Consider the following 14,072-nt stretch of genomic DNA (forward strand, 5'->3'; position numbering starts at 1 on the left):
CCCCCCACCCGTCCCAACGCGCGTTGCGTGCGCGGCGGCCCACCCGTGTCTTGTCGAGCCCATGCTGACCCAATCCGCCGTTCCTGAAACAGCCCCCATCTGCCCTGACCATGATGGCGAACCGTCCACGGGGACGTGTGAGCGGTGCGGCCGATTCCTCTGTAAGCAATGCGCCCAACCGCAGGTGGGCGTCTGCGTCCCATGTCATGCGAGGCAGCTCCAGTCGCTGCCTCACACGACAGGCCGGGCGAAGTGGACGCTGGGTGGCCTCTACACCGGCGTCGCGGTGGCCGCGCTCACGGGGCTTCTCCATGTCTGGCTCTATCTGGGCCTGGAGGACGGCTTCACGCCCTCGCAGGAGAACGCGGAGACCTTCGACGCCCTGAATGCCCAGCTCGTCCTGGCCAGCTCCATCGTGAGCATCGTCACCGCCATCAGCTTCCTCCGGTGGCAGTACCTGAGCGTGAAAGTCGCCCGGGCCACCGGCGTCAGTACCGAGGAGCCCCGCTGGGCCATGGTGGTCTGGTTCATCCCCATCTACAACCTGGTCAAGCCGTATGCGGTCATGCGCGACCTGTGGCTGAACCTGGGGGGCGCCCCTGCCCGGAAGGTCCTGCTGCTGGGGTGGTGGGCCGCCTGGCTCATCAGCAATGGAACGAGCAACGCCAGCGCGTCGATGTTCAACATGATTGAGAGCATCCCGAAGATCATCCCCGTCCTGCTCATCGCCGGGATGATCGCGGAGGCCCTCAATGTCCTGGCGGCGGTGCTCTGCATCCGCGTCATCAAGGACATCGAGTCGATGCTCGTGAGCCGCCGCGCGGGCCTGGACGCCATCATCGCCCGAGCGGACGCGCGCACCAGCGCCTGAAAACACGAAGCCCCACGCCATGCCACCGCATTGGCGGGGGGCTCCCAGGTCACCACCCGGCTCGGCGCCCTACTCCACCCGCTCGCGGATGAGCGGCCGGGCCACGGGGGCCACGTCGCCGAACCGGTACGCGGCCAAGAGGCGCGCCTTCACGTTCTCCAACGGGGCCGCGTCGTTGTAATGCACGCGCACCAAGGGCTCGCCCTGCTTCACGGACTCGCCCGACTTCTTCAGCAGCGTGAAGCCCACGGCCGGGTCGATCTTGCTGTCCGTCCGCTGCCGGCCCGCGCCCAGCGCCACCGCCGCCATGCCCACGCCCTCCGTGTCGATGCCGGTGACGAAGCCGTCCCGGGGCGCCACCACGTCCACGGTGGCCTTCGCCTGGGGCAGCAGGGAGTAGTCGTCGATGGAGCGCGGGTCTCCGCCCTGCACCTGGACAATCTCCTTCAGCTTGCGCACCGCGCTGCCGTCCTCCACCACCTTGCGCAGCTTCTCGCGCGCCTCCTCCACCGTGGCGGCCTTCTTGCCCAGCACCAGCATCTCCGCCGTGAGGGCATACGTCACCTCGGTGTAGTCCTCCGGCGCGTTGCCGCGGAGCATGTCCACCGCCTCGATGACCTCCAGCGCGTTGCCCACCTTGCGGCCCAGCGGCTGGTCCATGTCGGTGAGCAGGGCCACGACCTTCTTCCCCATCTCCGCGCCCAGGCCAATCATCGTCTTCGCCAGCGTGCGCGCGTCCTCGTCGCGCTTCATGAAGGCGCCACTGCCCACCTTCACGTCCAGCACCAGCGCGTCGATGCCCTCCGCCAGCTTCTTGCTCATGATGGAGGACGCAATCAGCGGGATGCAGTCCACCGTCGCCGTCACGTCCCGCAGGGCATAGAGCTTCTTGTCCGCCGGGGCCACCTGCGCCGTCTGGCCAATCAGGCAGCAGTTCACCTCGCGCACCAGCCGCCGGTACTCCGACGTCGGCAGGTTGACGTTGAAGCCGGGGATGGACTCCAGCTTGTCCAGCGTCCCCCCCGTGTGCCCCAGGCCCCGGCCCGAAATCATGGGCACCGGCACTCCGCACGCGGCGGCCAGCGGCGCCAGGCTGAGGGAGACCTTGTCGCCCACTCCGCCCGTCGAATGCTTGTCCACCTTCACACCCGGCGTGTCGGACAGGTCCAGGACCTCACCGGACTCCAGCATCGCACGGGCCCAGGCGCCCAGCTCCCGGGAGTCCATGCCCCGGAAGAAGATGGCCATGCACATGGCCGCCATCTGGTAGTCCGCCACCGTCCCCGCCGTATACGCCTCGATGAACGCACGGATGTCCGCCGGTTCCAGCCGGCCGCCATCCCGCTTGGCCTTGATGAGTTCGTAGGGTTGCACGAGGCGAGCCCATAGCAGGAACCCCCCCTTCATGCACTCCGGGAAAGGGCGGGCATCTGGTAGATAGGCGCCTCATGATGCTCCGCCTCCACGTCCTTGCCCTCACCGCCCTCCTGTGCGCGTGTTCCAAGCAGAAGGAAGAAGCGCCCCCCTCCGGCGCCCAACCCCCCGCCGCTGGGAAGACGGAAAAGAAGGCCCTCCCCGTGGGGCTCGTCATCGACGTGGGCGGGCGCGGAGACCACTCCTTCAATGACGCGGCGCTCCGTGGCCTGGAGCTGTGGGCCGCGGGCAAGCGCTACGAGGGTGGCAAGTATGTGGACGCCACCCCCGATGAGGTCCGCCAGTCCCTGCCGCCCCACCTGAGCGCGGACGCCGCCAGTTTCAAGGCGCTGGCCATCCAGCCCATCGTCCTGCAGAGCAAGGCCCAGGAGGACTACGTCCCCAATCTCCAGCTCCTGGTGGACCAGGGCGCCCGGCTCACCGTGGGCAATGGCTACATGCTGGCCAACGCGGTGCGCACCTCCGCCCAGGAAAACCCCAAGGCCCAGTTCCTGCTCATCGACAGTCAGGTGCTGGACGCGCAGGGCAAGGCCATGAAGCTGCCCAACGTGCGCACCGTCCTCTTCAAGGAGCAGGAGGGCAGCTTCCTCGTGGGCGCGCTGGCCGGGCTGGTGACGAAGACGAACAAGGTGGGCTTCGTGGGCGGCATCGAGGTCCCCCTCATCCAGCGCTTCGAGGTGGGCTACCGCGCGGGCGTGAAGACGACCAACGCCCAGGCGTCCCAGGCGCTCATGTCCGTCTACACGGGCAGCTTCAACAACATGGCCGCCGGCAAGCAGGTGGCGCAGGACCTCATCTCCAAGGGCGCGGACGTCCTCTTCCACGCCGCGGGCGCGGACGGCATCGGTGTCATCCAGGCGGTGAAGGAAGCGCGCGCCGCGGGCAAGAGCGTGTACGCCATTGGCGTGGACTCCGACCAGTCGCACGTGGCGCCGGACGCCATCCTCACGTCGATGATGAAGTACTCCGACCTGGCCGTGTATCAGGCGGCGAAGGACCTGGTGGACGGCACGTTCTCCGCGGGTGAGCAGGTGCTCGGCCTCAAGGAGAACGGCGTGGGCATGGCGGAGGTGCGGGTGGACTTCCCTGGCAAGGCGGAGGCGCTCCAGAAGGTGGAGGCCCTGCGTCAGCGCATCATCTCCGGGACGCTCCAGGTCCCTGCCGTCCCGGCGGACCTCGCCTCCTTCCAGGCTGCCGCCCCCTGATTTCCCTCCAGAACATCCACAAGGCCTTCGGCACGTGCGTCTCGCTGGCGGACGCGTCGCTGGACGTGCGCCGTGGCGAGCTGCTCGCCGTGGTGGGCGAGAATGGCGCGGGCAAGTCCAGCCTGATGAACGTCCTCTACGGGCTCTACCAGCCGGACGCGGGCGTGCTGTCGCTGGACGGCCAGCCCGTGCGCTTCAAGAGCCCCCGGGACGCGATTGCGCGGGGCATTGGCATGGTGCACCAGCACTTCATGCTCGTGCCCACGCTGTCGGTGGCGGAGAACGTGGTGCTGGGCCGCGAGCCCACCCGCAACGGACTGCTGGACCTGGAGCGCGCGGTGCAGGAGGTGTCCGCCACCTGCGCCCGCTTCGGCTTCCAGTTGGAGCCCCGGGCGCGGGTGGACACGCTCAGCGTGGGCTCGCAGCAGAAGGTGGAGATCGTCAAGGCGCTGCACCGCGGCGCCCAGGTGCTCATCCTCGACGAGCCCACCGCCGTCCTCACGCCGCAGGAGTCCGACGAGCTGGCCCGGGTCATGCGCGGACTGGTCGCGCAGGGCCACACCGTGGTGCTCATCAGCCACAAGCTGAAGGAGGTGCTCGGCGTGGCGGACCGCATCGCCGTCATGCGCCGGGGCCGCTGCGTGGCGGAGGTCCGCGCCGCCGACACCACGGCCGAACAGCTCGCCGCGCTCATGGTGGGTGAAGGACAGCGCGCTCCGGCCGCCACTTCCACCCCGGCCGTGTCCCAGGCCCCCGGTGAGTCGCTGCTGGACGTACGAGGGCTCCACGCCACTGGCGGCAACGGGCGCCCTGCCCTGCGCGGCGTGGACCTGGAGGTGCGCGCGGGTGAAATCGTCGGCATCGCGGGCGTGGACGGCAATGGGCAGCGCGAGCTGGCGGAGGTCCTCACCGGCCTGCGCCCGCTGACGTCTGGAAGCGGCGCGCTCCTGGGAGGCCCCTTGAGCGGCCTCACGCCGGCCCAGGCGCGGACGCGCGGCGTGGGCCACATCCCCGAGGACCGGCTCCACCGCGCGGTGGTGAAGGCGCTCAGCGTGGAGGAGAACGTGGCCCTGGGCCGGCACACGCGGCCGCCCTTCGCGAAGGGCCCGTGGATTGATTTCAAGGGCCGCCGCGAGCGCACGCGCGAGCTGACCGTGGCCTACGACGTGCGGCCTCCCGACCCGGAGGTCGCCCTGCGGGCCCTGTCCGGGGGCAATCAGCAGAAGGTGGTGGTAGCGCGCGAGCTGGATGCGCGGCCCCGGTTGCTGGTGGTGGTGCAGCCCACGCGCGGGCTGGACGTGGGCGCGGTGGCGCAGGTCCACGCGAAGCTGCGCGAGGCGCGCGACCAGGGCACGGGCGTGCTGCTGGTGTCACTCGATTTGGAAGAGGTGCTGGCCCTGTCGGACCGCGTCTATGTCTTCTTCGAAGGCCGCGTGACGGGCCACTTCCTCCGTCACGCGTTCGATGAACGCGAGCTGGGACGGCGCATGCTGGGGACCACGGAGCCGGGCCATGCCTGAGCGCGTGAGACAGATGCTGCCGTCGGTGCTCTCCGTGCTGCTGGCGCTGGGCGTGTGCTGGGCGCTCATCGCGCTCACCATGGAGCCGGGCACCGCGACGGACGCCTATCTGCAGATGCTGTGGGGTGGCATCGGCAACTGGCCCGCGTACCTGGACGGCGCCGCGGCCACCGTCATCACCCGCCCGCTGGGCGAGTCCGCGATGAAGGCCGCGATTCTCACCCTCACCGGCCTGTCCGTGGCGGTGGCGTTCAAGGTGGGCCTGTTCAACATCGGCGCGCAGGGACAGATGCTGCTGGGCGCGCTGGCCGCCGCGGTGGTAGGCGCCCAGGTGTCACTGCCCGGCGTGCTGCACGTGCCCGCGGCCCTGCTGGGCGCGGCGCTCGCGGGCGCGGCGTGGGCGGGCATCGCCGGGCTGCTGCGCATCTACCGGGGCGTGCACGAGGTCATCTCCACCATCATGCTCAACTGGGTGGCGCTGAGCCTGGTGGACAACTGGCTGGTGGTGGGCCCGCTGCGCGGCGCGGCCGAAGGCGGCCAGTCCATCACCGGCACCGCCGAAATCCAGGCCACCGCGGTGCTGCCCCGGCTGCTGGGAGAAGGCTCGCGGCTCAACCTGGGCTTCCCGCTGGCGCTCGCCGCGGCGCTGGCGGTGTGGGTGTGGCTGACGCGCACGCGCTCCGGCTTCGAGACGCGCGCGGTGGGCCTGGGCGCCGAGGCCGCGCGCGCCGCGGGCATCCCCGTGGCCCGGCGCATGGGCCTGGCCATGGCGCTCGCGGGGGCGATGGCGGGGCTGGCGGGCGCGGTGCTGGTGCTGGGGACGGAGGGGCGCTACCCCGGCACACTGGGCGCGCCCTACGGGTTCGACGGCATCGCCATCGCGCTCATCGGCAACAACCACCCGCTGGGCGCCACCGTGTCCGCGCTCTTCTTCGGCGTGCTGCGCGCGGGCGGAACGCGCATGCAGCTGCTCGGCGTGCACAAGAGCTTCCCCGAGCTCATCCAGGGCCTCGCGCTGCTCTTCGTCGCCGGGCGCATGGTGTGGCTGGCGCTGCTGCGCCGGCGGAACGTGGCGCCCGCGGCGTCGGCGGAGGTGCCCCGTGCTTGATGTCCTCCACTCGCTGCTGTTCTCCACCCTGGACGCGGCGCCAGCGCTCATCTTCGCCGCCCTGGGCGCGGTGCTCTCCGAGCGCGCGGGCGTGATTGCCGTGGGCATGGAGGGGATGATGCGCGTAGGCGCCTTCTGCGCGGCGGTGGCGGCGCTGACGATGCCCACGCCCCTGGCCGTCGTCATGGGCATGCTCGCGGGCGCGGCCCTGGCCGGCGTGCATGGCTTCCTGAGCATCCGCTGGCGCTCGGACCAGGTGGTGTCCGGCATCGCCCTCAACCTGGTGGCCCTGGCCGGCGGCACCTTCCTGCTGGAGTCGCTCTACGGCCCCAACGGCACCCCGCCCATCCAGCAGCTCACCCGCTGGAACATCCCCGGGCTCGGCTCCGTGCCGGTGCTGGGCGCGCTGTCCGGGCACTCGGCCCCCACGTACCTGGCGCTGCTGCTGCCCTTCGCCTTCCAGGGCCTGCTGACCCGCACGCCCCTGGGCCTGCGGCTGCGCGCGGTGGGCGACAAGCCCCAGGCCGTGGCGACGCTGGGCCTGTCGGTACCGGGGCTGCGCTGGGGCGCGGTGCTGGGCAGCGGGTTGCTGGCGGGCCTGGGCGGCGCGGTGCTGTCCACCGCCGTGCTGGACCGCTTCGAGCAGCACACCCCCGCGGGCCTGGGCTTCATGGCCCTGGCCGCCATGGTGTTCGGCCGGTGGACGCCCGTGGGCGCCTTCCTCGCCGCCACCTTCTTCGCCTTCGGTAACGCGCTGCGCATCGGCCTGGTGTCGAGCGCCCCCGGACTGGTCGAGCTGATCCCCCAGGGCGTCCTCCTGGCCCTCCCCTATCTGCTCACCTTGGTGGTGCTGACCCTCCAGGGCCAGCGCAGCAGCGCCCCCGCCGCGCTCGGAACGCCGTACGAGCAAGAGTCGCGCTGACACTTCGCGCGCGAACGAGGTCATTCCATACCCGGGTGAAAATCGATTTCGGGTCAGGAGCGACCTCGTCTTTCGTTGGCCGGATTCCAGTTGAGCTAACTTTCTCCAGTGTCGCAACGATTCAACCCCCTGACGTTACAGGGCTTCCACCGTTGGTGGTGCAATGGGCGGCTCCGACGCGCCAGGACGAAGCGCGGCATGAGCCTCGCATAGACACAGCGCGGTATCGGATCACGTACCGGACTGGACGCAGGCGCCCGGGGGGAGCTCCATCCAGGGCGAGAGGGGTCCGTAGGACGGCCTGGAACACCCGGGTGAAGGCTCACCTGGTCACCATGTAGGGGTGGCGTGATGCTGGAGACGACGGAGACCGCGACGTATCGGCCCCGAGTTCTGGCCGTGGACGTGGAGTCGGGCGGCATGGAGCGGCTGTGCTCCATCCTCGCGCCGGCGGGTTATGACGTGCTGACCGCGAGCGGGCTGGCGGCTGCGGCGGCCGCGGCGGCCCATCAGTCCGCGGACCTGGTGCTGCTCGACGTGGAGCGTCCTGGCACGGACGGCCTCGCGACGTACCGGCGCCTTCAGGACGCGCTGGGAAGCCCGGCCCTCCCCGTGCTCATGTTGACGCCCAGCGCGGACCGGGAGACGCGCCGCGAGGTGCTCGAGGCGGGCGTGGATGACCTGCTCATCACCGAGCCCCTGGACCCGCTGGAGCTGAAGGTCCGCATCCACACGCTGCTGGAGCTCAAGGCGCACCGCGAGCGCGGTGGCCAGCGCGCCGAAGCGCTGCAGGACCCGCGCGTCCGCTGGGTGGAGATGGAGCGGCTGGCCCGCGTGGGCACGCTGGCCGCGGACGTGGCGCAGAACCTGGGCCGCGTGGGCGAAGGCCTCCAGCGGGCGCTGGAGCACGTTCGCATGCGCGCGCTACAGGGCCTGCCGCCGGACGCGGACGAGCTCAAGAAGCTGGGCGTGGCCGGCGAGCAGATGCGCCTGCACGGCCAGCACCTGCTGTCGCTGGGCACCACCAATCCGAAGGACATCCAGCGCTTCGACCTGCGCGACCTCGTCCCCGCGGTGGTGGAGCGGATGCGTGACGCCGGCCGCCTCGGCACCGCCGAGGTGAAGGTGCAGCTGCCGGACGAGGCCATCGCCGTCGTCTTCAACCGCCGTCAGCTGGAGCAGGTGCTGGTGGAGCTGCTGGCCAACGCGGTGGACGCGGTGGAGGACGTGACGGACCGCCCGCGTCGCATCCATGTGGGCGTGGAGCTTCCGGACATCTTCGGGGACTTCGGCCCGCGCCTGTACGTGAAGGACACGGGCATCGGCATCTTCGAGGACGAGCTGCAGGCCGTCTTCGAGCCCTACTACACGACGAAGGCGCCCGAGAAGGGCGCCGGGCTGGGCCTCACCGTCGCGCGCACCCTGGTGGAAGCCATGGGCGGCGCGGTGACGGTGCACAGCCGCGTCAACCTGGGCAGCACCTTCACGGTGGAGCTGCCCGAGCAGACGTCGTCCTGGTAGCTAGAAGCGGTAGGCGACGCCGAAGAGCGCTTCCAGCGTGAACTCGGTGTCGTCGATGTCCGGGATGACGGCGGGCCCCAGCCGGACGTTGAAGGTGACGCCCAGCTGGCGGTTGACGAAGTACTCCAGTCCGCCGCCCACGAGGATGGGGAACACCGGTCCGATTCCCTCGCCGAAGTAGACGTGGAAGGGGATGTCCAGGCCCAGGTTCACCATGACGGCGCTGCCGGCGGGGATGCCCACCACCAGGCCCAGGGGCAGCGCCAGGCCCACGTCGGTGTCATGCCGGTTGAAGTAGAAGAACGGGCCCGGCTGGAACGTGAGCGCCAGCGAGAAGTTGCGCTCCTTGACGAGCTGCAACCGCATCCACGCCTGGAGCTTGATGCCCGGGTCCGTGTAGCGGACCCAGCCCTCGCGGCCCCAGTTGAAGCTGAACTTGCCGCCGATGTCGAAGCGATCCGAGCCACCGTGCAGCAGGCCCAGGGAGATGCCGGGCCAGCCAATCTGGCCATGGAAGGCGGTGTTGCCCCCTCCCAGCGTTTCACCGGCGAGGACAGACCAACCCTGACCGCGTTGCGCCAGCGCGGTGGCCGGGAGGGCCAGGAAGCAAGCGAGGAGGACTCCGGGGAGCAGTCGCTTCACACGGTACCTTTCTGCGAGGGCCGCCGAGGAGGGCGGACGGTGGGTGCGGTGCTGCGTCTCTAGACTCATGCCGGCTGCCCGCGCTCACGCGCGAGGCCGAGGAAAGCATCGATGAAGCGGGCCAGCCGGGACTCGGCGCGCGCACGGGCCTGAGCCAGGGGCTCACCGTCAGCGAGCGTCTCCTTCAGCTCGAAGTAGTATTTGATTTTCGGCTCGGTGCCGGAGGGGCGCAGCGTGACGCGGCCGCCGCTCTCCAACTCGAGCGCGACGACGTTGGACGGAGGCAGGCCCCGCTCGCCCTTCTTGTAGTCACTCACCGCGCGGACAGCGTCGCCGCCAATGTCCTTCGGAGGCGCGGCACGGAACGCGTCCATGATGCCGCGGATGACCTGCGCGCCCGCCGCGCCGGGGAACGTGAAGTTGCGCTGCGCGCCCACGTACAGGCCATGCGCGCGCTGAATCTCCTCCAGGTAGCCCAGCACCGTGGTGCCGCGCGTCTGGCACCACGCCGCCAGGTCCGCCATGACGAGCGCCGAGCCCACGCCGTCCTTGTCGCGCGTCACCGTGCCCACGGTGTAGCCCAGCGCCTCCTCGTAACCGAAGACGAAGCGGGTGCCCTCCGCCTGCTCGCGCTCCAGCGCGCGGTTGGCAATCCACTTGAAGCCGGTGAGCACCTCGTCACACGCGGCGCCCAGCGAACGCGCGATGTCTCCCAACTGCGCCGAGGAGACGATGGTGGTGACGACGTGCGGCTTCCCCTGCTTCGCCCCCTGGGTGAGGACGTAGTGGCCCAGCAGCACGCCCACCTCGTTGCCCGTCAGCAGCCGCAGCGACCCGTCCGCGTCGCGCGCCATGACGGCCAGCCGGTCCGCGTCCGGGTCATTGGCCAGCACCACGTCCGCCTTCACGCGCTCGGCGGTGGCGGTGGCCAGGTCCATGGCGCCCGGCTCCTCCGGGTTGGGGAAGCGCACGGTGGGGAAGCGGCCATCCGGCTGCTGCTGCTCGGCCACGGGCGTGACGCGCGGGAAGCCCGCCTCGCGCAGGGCACGCACGGCCCAGTCGCCGCCCACGCCGTGCATGGCGGTGTAGACGATGGACAGCGACTCGGAGCCCTTGCCCACCACGCGCAGCCCCAGGATGGCGCGCACGTAGGCGTCACCGATGGCCGCGGGCAAATCCCGCCACAGGCCCTTGGCGCGCGCATCGGCCGGCGTCAGCAGCGGCACGCGGTTGGCGGGCTCCACCCGGGCGATGGCGGAGGCGATGCCCGTGTCATGCGGCGGGATGATTTGCGCGCCGTTGCCCCAATAGACCTTGTAGCCGTTGTACTCGGGCGGGTTGTGGCTGGCCGTCACCATGACGGCCGCGGCGGCGTTGAGGTGCAGCGCGGCGAAGGCCACCAGCGGCGTGGGCACCGGCTCCGGGAAGACATGGGCGGGGATGCCCTCGGCGGCGAGCACCGCGGCGGTGTCCTCGGCCAGCTCCGCGCTCAGGTTGCGCGCGTCGCGGCCCACCACCACGCCCCGGGTGGCGACGTCCGGCACCTGCTCCTTGAGGTAGCGCGCCAGGCCCGCGGTGGTGCGGCGGATGACGGCGCGGTTCATCCGGTTGGGACCGGCGCCCAGCACGCCGCGCAGGCCCGCGGTGCCGAACTCCAGGTCCTGCGAGAAGCGGTCCTCCAGCTCGGCCCAGTCCGCCTTCGCCAGCAGCGCCGCCAGCTCCGCCGCGGTGGACGGGTCCGGGTCCGCCTGACGCCACGCCTCCGCCCGCTCCTTCAGTCCGGTGGTGTCCATGAGCCCTCGAAGCCTCGTGTAGCCGTTGAGGGCGCGCGAGGCACGGGGCTCGCGCGCCGGTTGTTCAGGTGTAGTCGGTCAGCTTGCTGCGGGTGGCGCGGCCCTTGGGGCCGTCCTTGTTGCCCTGGCACGTCACGCAGAACTCCGCGTAGGGCATGGCGCGCAGCCGGCCGAGCGGAATCTCGTCACCGCACTCCTCGCACTCACCGAACGCGTCCGGGTCATCGCGCAGCTTGCCCAGCGCCTTGAGCACGCGGGCCAGCACGCCATCCATGTTCCGGTTCCGGTTGGAGGCGATGGCCTGCATCATCTCATTGAGCGGCTGCTCGTCCTCGTCGCCGCCGATGCGCGCGTCATCGGTGCGGTTGGGCTCGATTCTCGACGGCGTCTTCTCCGTCAGCTCCGAGTGGAGCGCGAGCAGCAGCGCCTTGAGCTCGTCTCGCTGTTTCGCGTTCACGGTGCCCGCCCCAGGTCAGTACTTCGAAGAGGAGGTCTGCCCGGAGACGATGGCCACCGACGCGGACGCACCCAGACGGTTGGCCCCCGCGCGCAGCATCTTCATCGCGTCCTCGGCGGAGCGGATGCCGCCTGACGCCTTCACGCCCACCGTGTCGCCCACCACCCGGCGCATCAGCGCCACGTCCGCCTCGGTGGCCCCGCCCGGACCGAAGCCCGTGGACGTCTTCACGAAGGCGGCGCCCGCGGCCTTGGAGAGCGAGCAGGCGATGACCTTCTCCTCGTCCGTCAGCAGGGCCGTCTCCAGGATGACCTTCACCGGCACGGGCCGGCTGGCCTCCACGACGGCGGCGATGTCCTGGTGCACCAGCGCGTAGTCGTGCGCCTTGAGCGCGCCGACGTTCAGCACCATGTCGATTTCCCGCGCCCCGGCGCGGATGGACTCCCGGGCCTCGAAGGCCTTGGCGGACGGCAGCGAGGCGCCCAGCGGGAAGCCCACCACGGCAATGGGCACCGTGGACGTGCCGGCCAGCACCCGCGCGGCGGTGGCCACGTGCGTACTGTTCACGCAGACGGTGGCGAAGCCGTACTGGCGGGCCTCCTCGGCCAACTTCACCACGTCCTCTGCGCGAGCCTCGGGCTTGAGCAGCGTGTGGTCGATGTACGGCGCCAGGTCCGCGTGGGAGCGCACCGTCTCCATGGCCACCCGGGCGGTGGACGGGCCCGACGCGGGAGCACGGACCCCGGGCGTCTGCCCCTCCTTCCACGCCTCGAGCCGGCGGCGCGCCTGGTTGGCAATGTCCTCGACGAAATGGAAGAGGTCTTCGGAGTCGGACATGCCCGGCCCCTTAGCCCACTTCCAGGCCCTCGGGAAGCGCTCGCGGGAGAAGCGCGCATCATCAGCGCCCCTGGGTGCCAGGGGGGGGACGGAGCGGTAGAGTCCGCCTCGTGATGTCCTTTGCCCGGTGGCTCGCACTCCTCGTCCTTCTCCTCGCCTCGGTTCCGGGCCAGGCCCTGGCCCAATCGGCCGGCCAGCCACTCACGGTGCATTTCTTCGACGTGGGACAGGGGGACGCCGCGCTCATCATCTCCCCCACCGGCAAGACGGTGCTCATCGACAGCGGCCCGCCCGACGCGCGGCACCGCCTGGAGCAGCGGCTGCGGGAGCTGGTGAAGGAGCCGCTGGACCTCGCCATCCTCACGCACCCCCACTTGGACCACCTGGGAGGCATGTCCACCGCGCTGCGCTCGGTGGGGGCCCGGCGCTTCATGGACCCGGGGTTCGACCACCCGAGCGAGGCGTACCGCGACCTGCTCAACGTCGTGGGCGACGAAGTGGGCCAGGTGATGACGCCCGTTCCCAATCCCCAGGACCCGCGCTCCCTGGTCACCATTGGCCTGGGGGATGGCGCGGCACTCACCGTACTGTGGCCTCGCGTGCCGGAAGACCCCTTCCTCACGGGCACCCGCTCGGACCCGAACTCCAACTCCATCGTCGCCAAGCTGACCTACGGCAAGACGGCGTTCCTCTTCACCGGCGACGCCGAGCCGGACACCGAGGCCACGCTGCTGCGCAAGCCCATCGACCTCGCCTCCACCGTGCTGAAGGTGGCCCACCACGGCGGGCGGCACTCGTCCACCGCGGACTTCCTGGCGGCGGTGAAGCCCCAAGCCGCCGTCATCTCCGTGGGCGCGAAGAACGACTACGGCCACCCCACCTCCGCGGTGCTGGAGCGGCTGCGCGCGGTGAAGGCCACCGTGTTCCGCACCGACCAGGACGGCGAGGTGGTGGCGACCAGCGACGGCAACGTCGTCTCCCTGCGCGCGGAGAAGCGCGGAGGGGCGTCGGAGCTGGTCCCCGGAGGCGTGAAGCCCGGCTCGGTCGCGCTCGGGCCCATCACCCGGGGAACGCGCCGGACCAGCACGCCCCGTGGGCGCGGCGGCGCGTCCGCCCCAGCGGAGGCCCCTAGCACCGACTCCACGCAACGCGACACGGACGCGCCCCGATACTTCAGCCTCAAGGGCAGCAAGGTGTTTCACAAAGAGAGCTGCCGGACCCTGAAGCGCTCCAAGTCGGACCGCACCGCCTATTCGAGCCGCGCCGAAGCCATGCGCGAGCGCCGCCCCGCCGAGGACTGCCACCCATGAGCTTCCGCCCGCGCGTCCTCCTCCCCATCCTGCTGGCACTGGCCGCCTGCAAGGAATCGCCGCCACCTCCCCCGCAGCCGGTCGCCACGCGACCGGCGGAGCCCCCACGGCGCTACTTCGGTGGCACTCCGGACGGGAAGCTCCACGTCTACTTCTTCGACGTGGGCCAGGGCGACGCCGCGCTCATCGTGTCGCCGGACGGGTACACCGCGCTGGTGGACACGGGCCCCGCTTCCGCGGCGGAGCACCTGGTCAACCGGCTGCCCGAGCTGCTCACGCAGCGGCTGGACCTGGTGGTGCTCACCCACCCGCATTCGGACCACCATGGCGCGCTGGAGCCGGTGCTGAAGCGCGTGGGCGCCAGGCAACTGCTGGAGCCGCAGCTGGGCGCCACGCCCAAGGCCTATGACGCCCTGCTCGGCGCCGTGGCAAGCCAGGGCGTGGAGTTCATC

General features: G+C 70.8%; 13 protein-coding genes. 8 read left to right on the forward strand and 5 right to left on the reverse strand.

All coding sequences use genetic code 11. From position 1 onward, the window contains the following. Positions 1-61 precede the first annotated feature (61 nt). Positions 62-871, forward strand: coding sequence for a DUF4328 domain-containing protein (locus FL344_RS36390; protein ID WP_141593689.1), 810 nt, complete (start codon positions 62-64; stop codon positions 869-871). A 69-nt stretch (positions 872-940) separates the two neighbouring features. Here the strand turns inward: FL344_RS36390 and FL344_RS36395 are convergent, their stop codons facing one another. Then, positions 941-2,245 (reverse strand): thymidine phosphorylase, encoded by a 1,305-nt coding sequence (locus tag FL344_RS36395; protein WP_141621744.1) that lies wholly within the window; start codon positions 2,243-2,245, stop codon positions 941-943. A 74-nt stretch (positions 2,246-2,319) separates the two neighbouring features. Between FL344_RS36395 and FL344_RS36400 the strand changes: the two genes are divergently transcribed. The 5 genes from FL344_RS36400 to FL344_RS36420 all read left to right on the forward strand — a co-directional run bounded on the left by FL344_RS36400 (position 2,320) and on the right by FL344_RS36420 (position 8,581). Then, the gene (locus tag FL344_RS36400) at positions 2,320-3,510 is read left to right on the forward strand and encodes a BMP family protein (RefSeq protein ID WP_141621745.1); all 1,191 of its coding nucleotides are present in this window, start codon (positions 2,320-2,322) and stop codon (positions 3,508-3,510) included. 44 nt (positions 3,511-3,554) lie between these two features. Beyond that, complete coding sequence (locus tag FL344_RS36405; RefSeq protein WP_228565625.1) at positions 3,555-5,030, forward strand: ABC transporter ATP-binding protein; 1,476 nt, start codon at positions 3,555-3,557, stop codon at positions 5,028-5,030. Beyond that, positions 5,023-6,138: an ABC transporter permease gene (locus tag FL344_RS36410; protein ID WP_090490274.1), complete on the forward strand. Its 1,116-nt coding sequence runs from the start codon at positions 5,023-5,025 to the stop codon at positions 6,136-6,138. Before FL344_RS36405 ends, FL344_RS36410 begins: the two co-directional genes overlap by 8 nt. Further along, a complete protein-coding gene (locus FL344_RS36415) occupies positions 6,131-7,060 on the forward strand; it encodes an ABC transporter permease (protein WP_090490275.1) in 930 nt (309 codons plus the stop codon). The genes FL344_RS36410 and FL344_RS36415 overlap by 8 nt, the downstream gene beginning before the upstream one ends. Positions 7,061-7,411: 351 nt before the next feature. Further along, positions 7,412-8,581, forward strand: a complete 1,170-nt coding sequence (locus FL344_RS36420; RefSeq protein WP_141593684.1) for a sensor histidine kinase — start codon at positions 7,412-7,414, stop codon at positions 8,579-8,581. Here FL344_RS36420 and FL344_RS36425 read toward each other — a convergent pair whose 3' ends face one another. The 4 genes from FL344_RS36425 to deoC all read right to left on the reverse strand — a co-directional run bounded on the left by FL344_RS36425 (position 8,582) and on the right by deoC (position 12,310). Next, on the reverse strand, positions 8,582-9,223 hold the full coding sequence (locus tag FL344_RS36425; RefSeq protein ID WP_228558485.1) for a hypothetical protein: 642 nt from the start codon (positions 9,221-9,223) through the stop codon (positions 8,582-8,584). A gap of 65 nt (positions 9,224-9,288) precedes the next feature. Further along, on the reverse strand, positions 9,289-11,016 hold the full coding sequence (locus FL344_RS36430) for a phospho-sugar mutase (RefSeq protein WP_141621747.1): 1,728 nt from the start codon (positions 11,014-11,016) through the stop codon (positions 9,289-9,291). A 64-nt stretch (positions 11,017-11,080) separates the two neighbouring features. After that, positions 11,081-11,473, reverse strand: coding sequence for a TraR/DksA family transcriptional regulator (locus FL344_RS36435; protein WP_090490279.1), 393 nt, complete (start codon positions 11,471-11,473; stop codon positions 11,081-11,083). Positions 11,474-11,488: 15 nt separating this feature from the next. After that, positions 11,489-12,310: a deoxyribose-phosphate aldolase gene (gene deoC, locus FL344_RS36440; RefSeq protein WP_141621748.1), complete on the reverse strand. Its 822-nt coding sequence runs from the start codon at positions 12,308-12,310 to the stop codon at positions 11,489-11,491. A 113-nt stretch (positions 12,311-12,423) separates the two neighbouring features. On the opposite strand from deoC, the gene FL344_RS36445 reads away from it, so the two are divergent. Together FL344_RS36445 and FL344_RS36450 are read left to right on the forward strand one after the other, a co-directional pair. Then, positions 12,424-13,620 (forward strand): ComEC/Rec2 family competence protein, encoded by a 1,197-nt coding sequence (locus FL344_RS36445; RefSeq protein WP_141621750.1) that lies wholly within the window; start codon positions 12,424-12,426, stop codon positions 13,618-13,620. Beyond that, positions 13,617-14,072, forward strand: a 456-nt coding sequence (locus tag FL344_RS36450) for a ComEC/Rec2 family competence protein (protein ID WP_141621749.1), incomplete at its 3' end; no start/stop codon positions are given. The genes FL344_RS36445 and FL344_RS36450, both read left to right, overlap by 4 nt.

It is taken from the genome of Myxococcus sp. AB036A (genome assembly GCF_006547355.1).
In the GTDB taxonomy this organism is placed as follows: domain Bacteria; phylum Myxococcota; class Myxococcia; order Myxococcales; family Myxococcaceae; genus Myxococcus; species Myxococcus virescens.

What these genes read in the sequence shown, in the direction of transcription:
- FL344_RS36390 (WP_141593689.1), top strand. Translation starts at nt 62, where the DNA reads ATGCTGACCCAATCCGCCGTTCCTGAAACAGCCCCCATCTGCCCTGAC.
- FL344_RS36400 (WP_141621745.1), top strand. Translation starts at nt 2,320, where the DNA reads ATGATGCTCCGCCTCCACGTCCTTGCCCTCACCGCCCTCCTGTGCGCG.
- FL344_RS36410 (WP_090490274.1), top strand. Translation starts at nt 5,023, where the DNA reads ATGCCTGAGCGCGTGAGACAGATGCTGCCGTCGGTGCTCTCCGTGCTG.
- FL344_RS36420 (WP_141593684.1), top strand. Translation starts at nt 7,412, where the DNA reads ATGCTGGAGACGACGGAGACCGCGACGTATCGGCCCCGAGTTCTGGCC.
- FL344_RS36430 (WP_141621747.1), bottom strand. Translation starts at nt 11,016, where the DNA reads ATGGACACCACCGGACTGAAGGAGCGGGCGGAGGCGTGGCGTCAGGCG.
- deoC (WP_141621748.1), bottom strand. Translation starts at nt 12,310, where the DNA reads ATGTCCGACTCCGAAGACCTCTTCCATTTCGTCGAGGACATTGCCAAC.
- FL344_RS36445 (WP_141621750.1), top strand. Translation starts at nt 12,424, where the DNA reads ATGTCCTTTGCCCGGTGGCTCGCACTCCTCGTCCTTCTCCTCGCCTCG.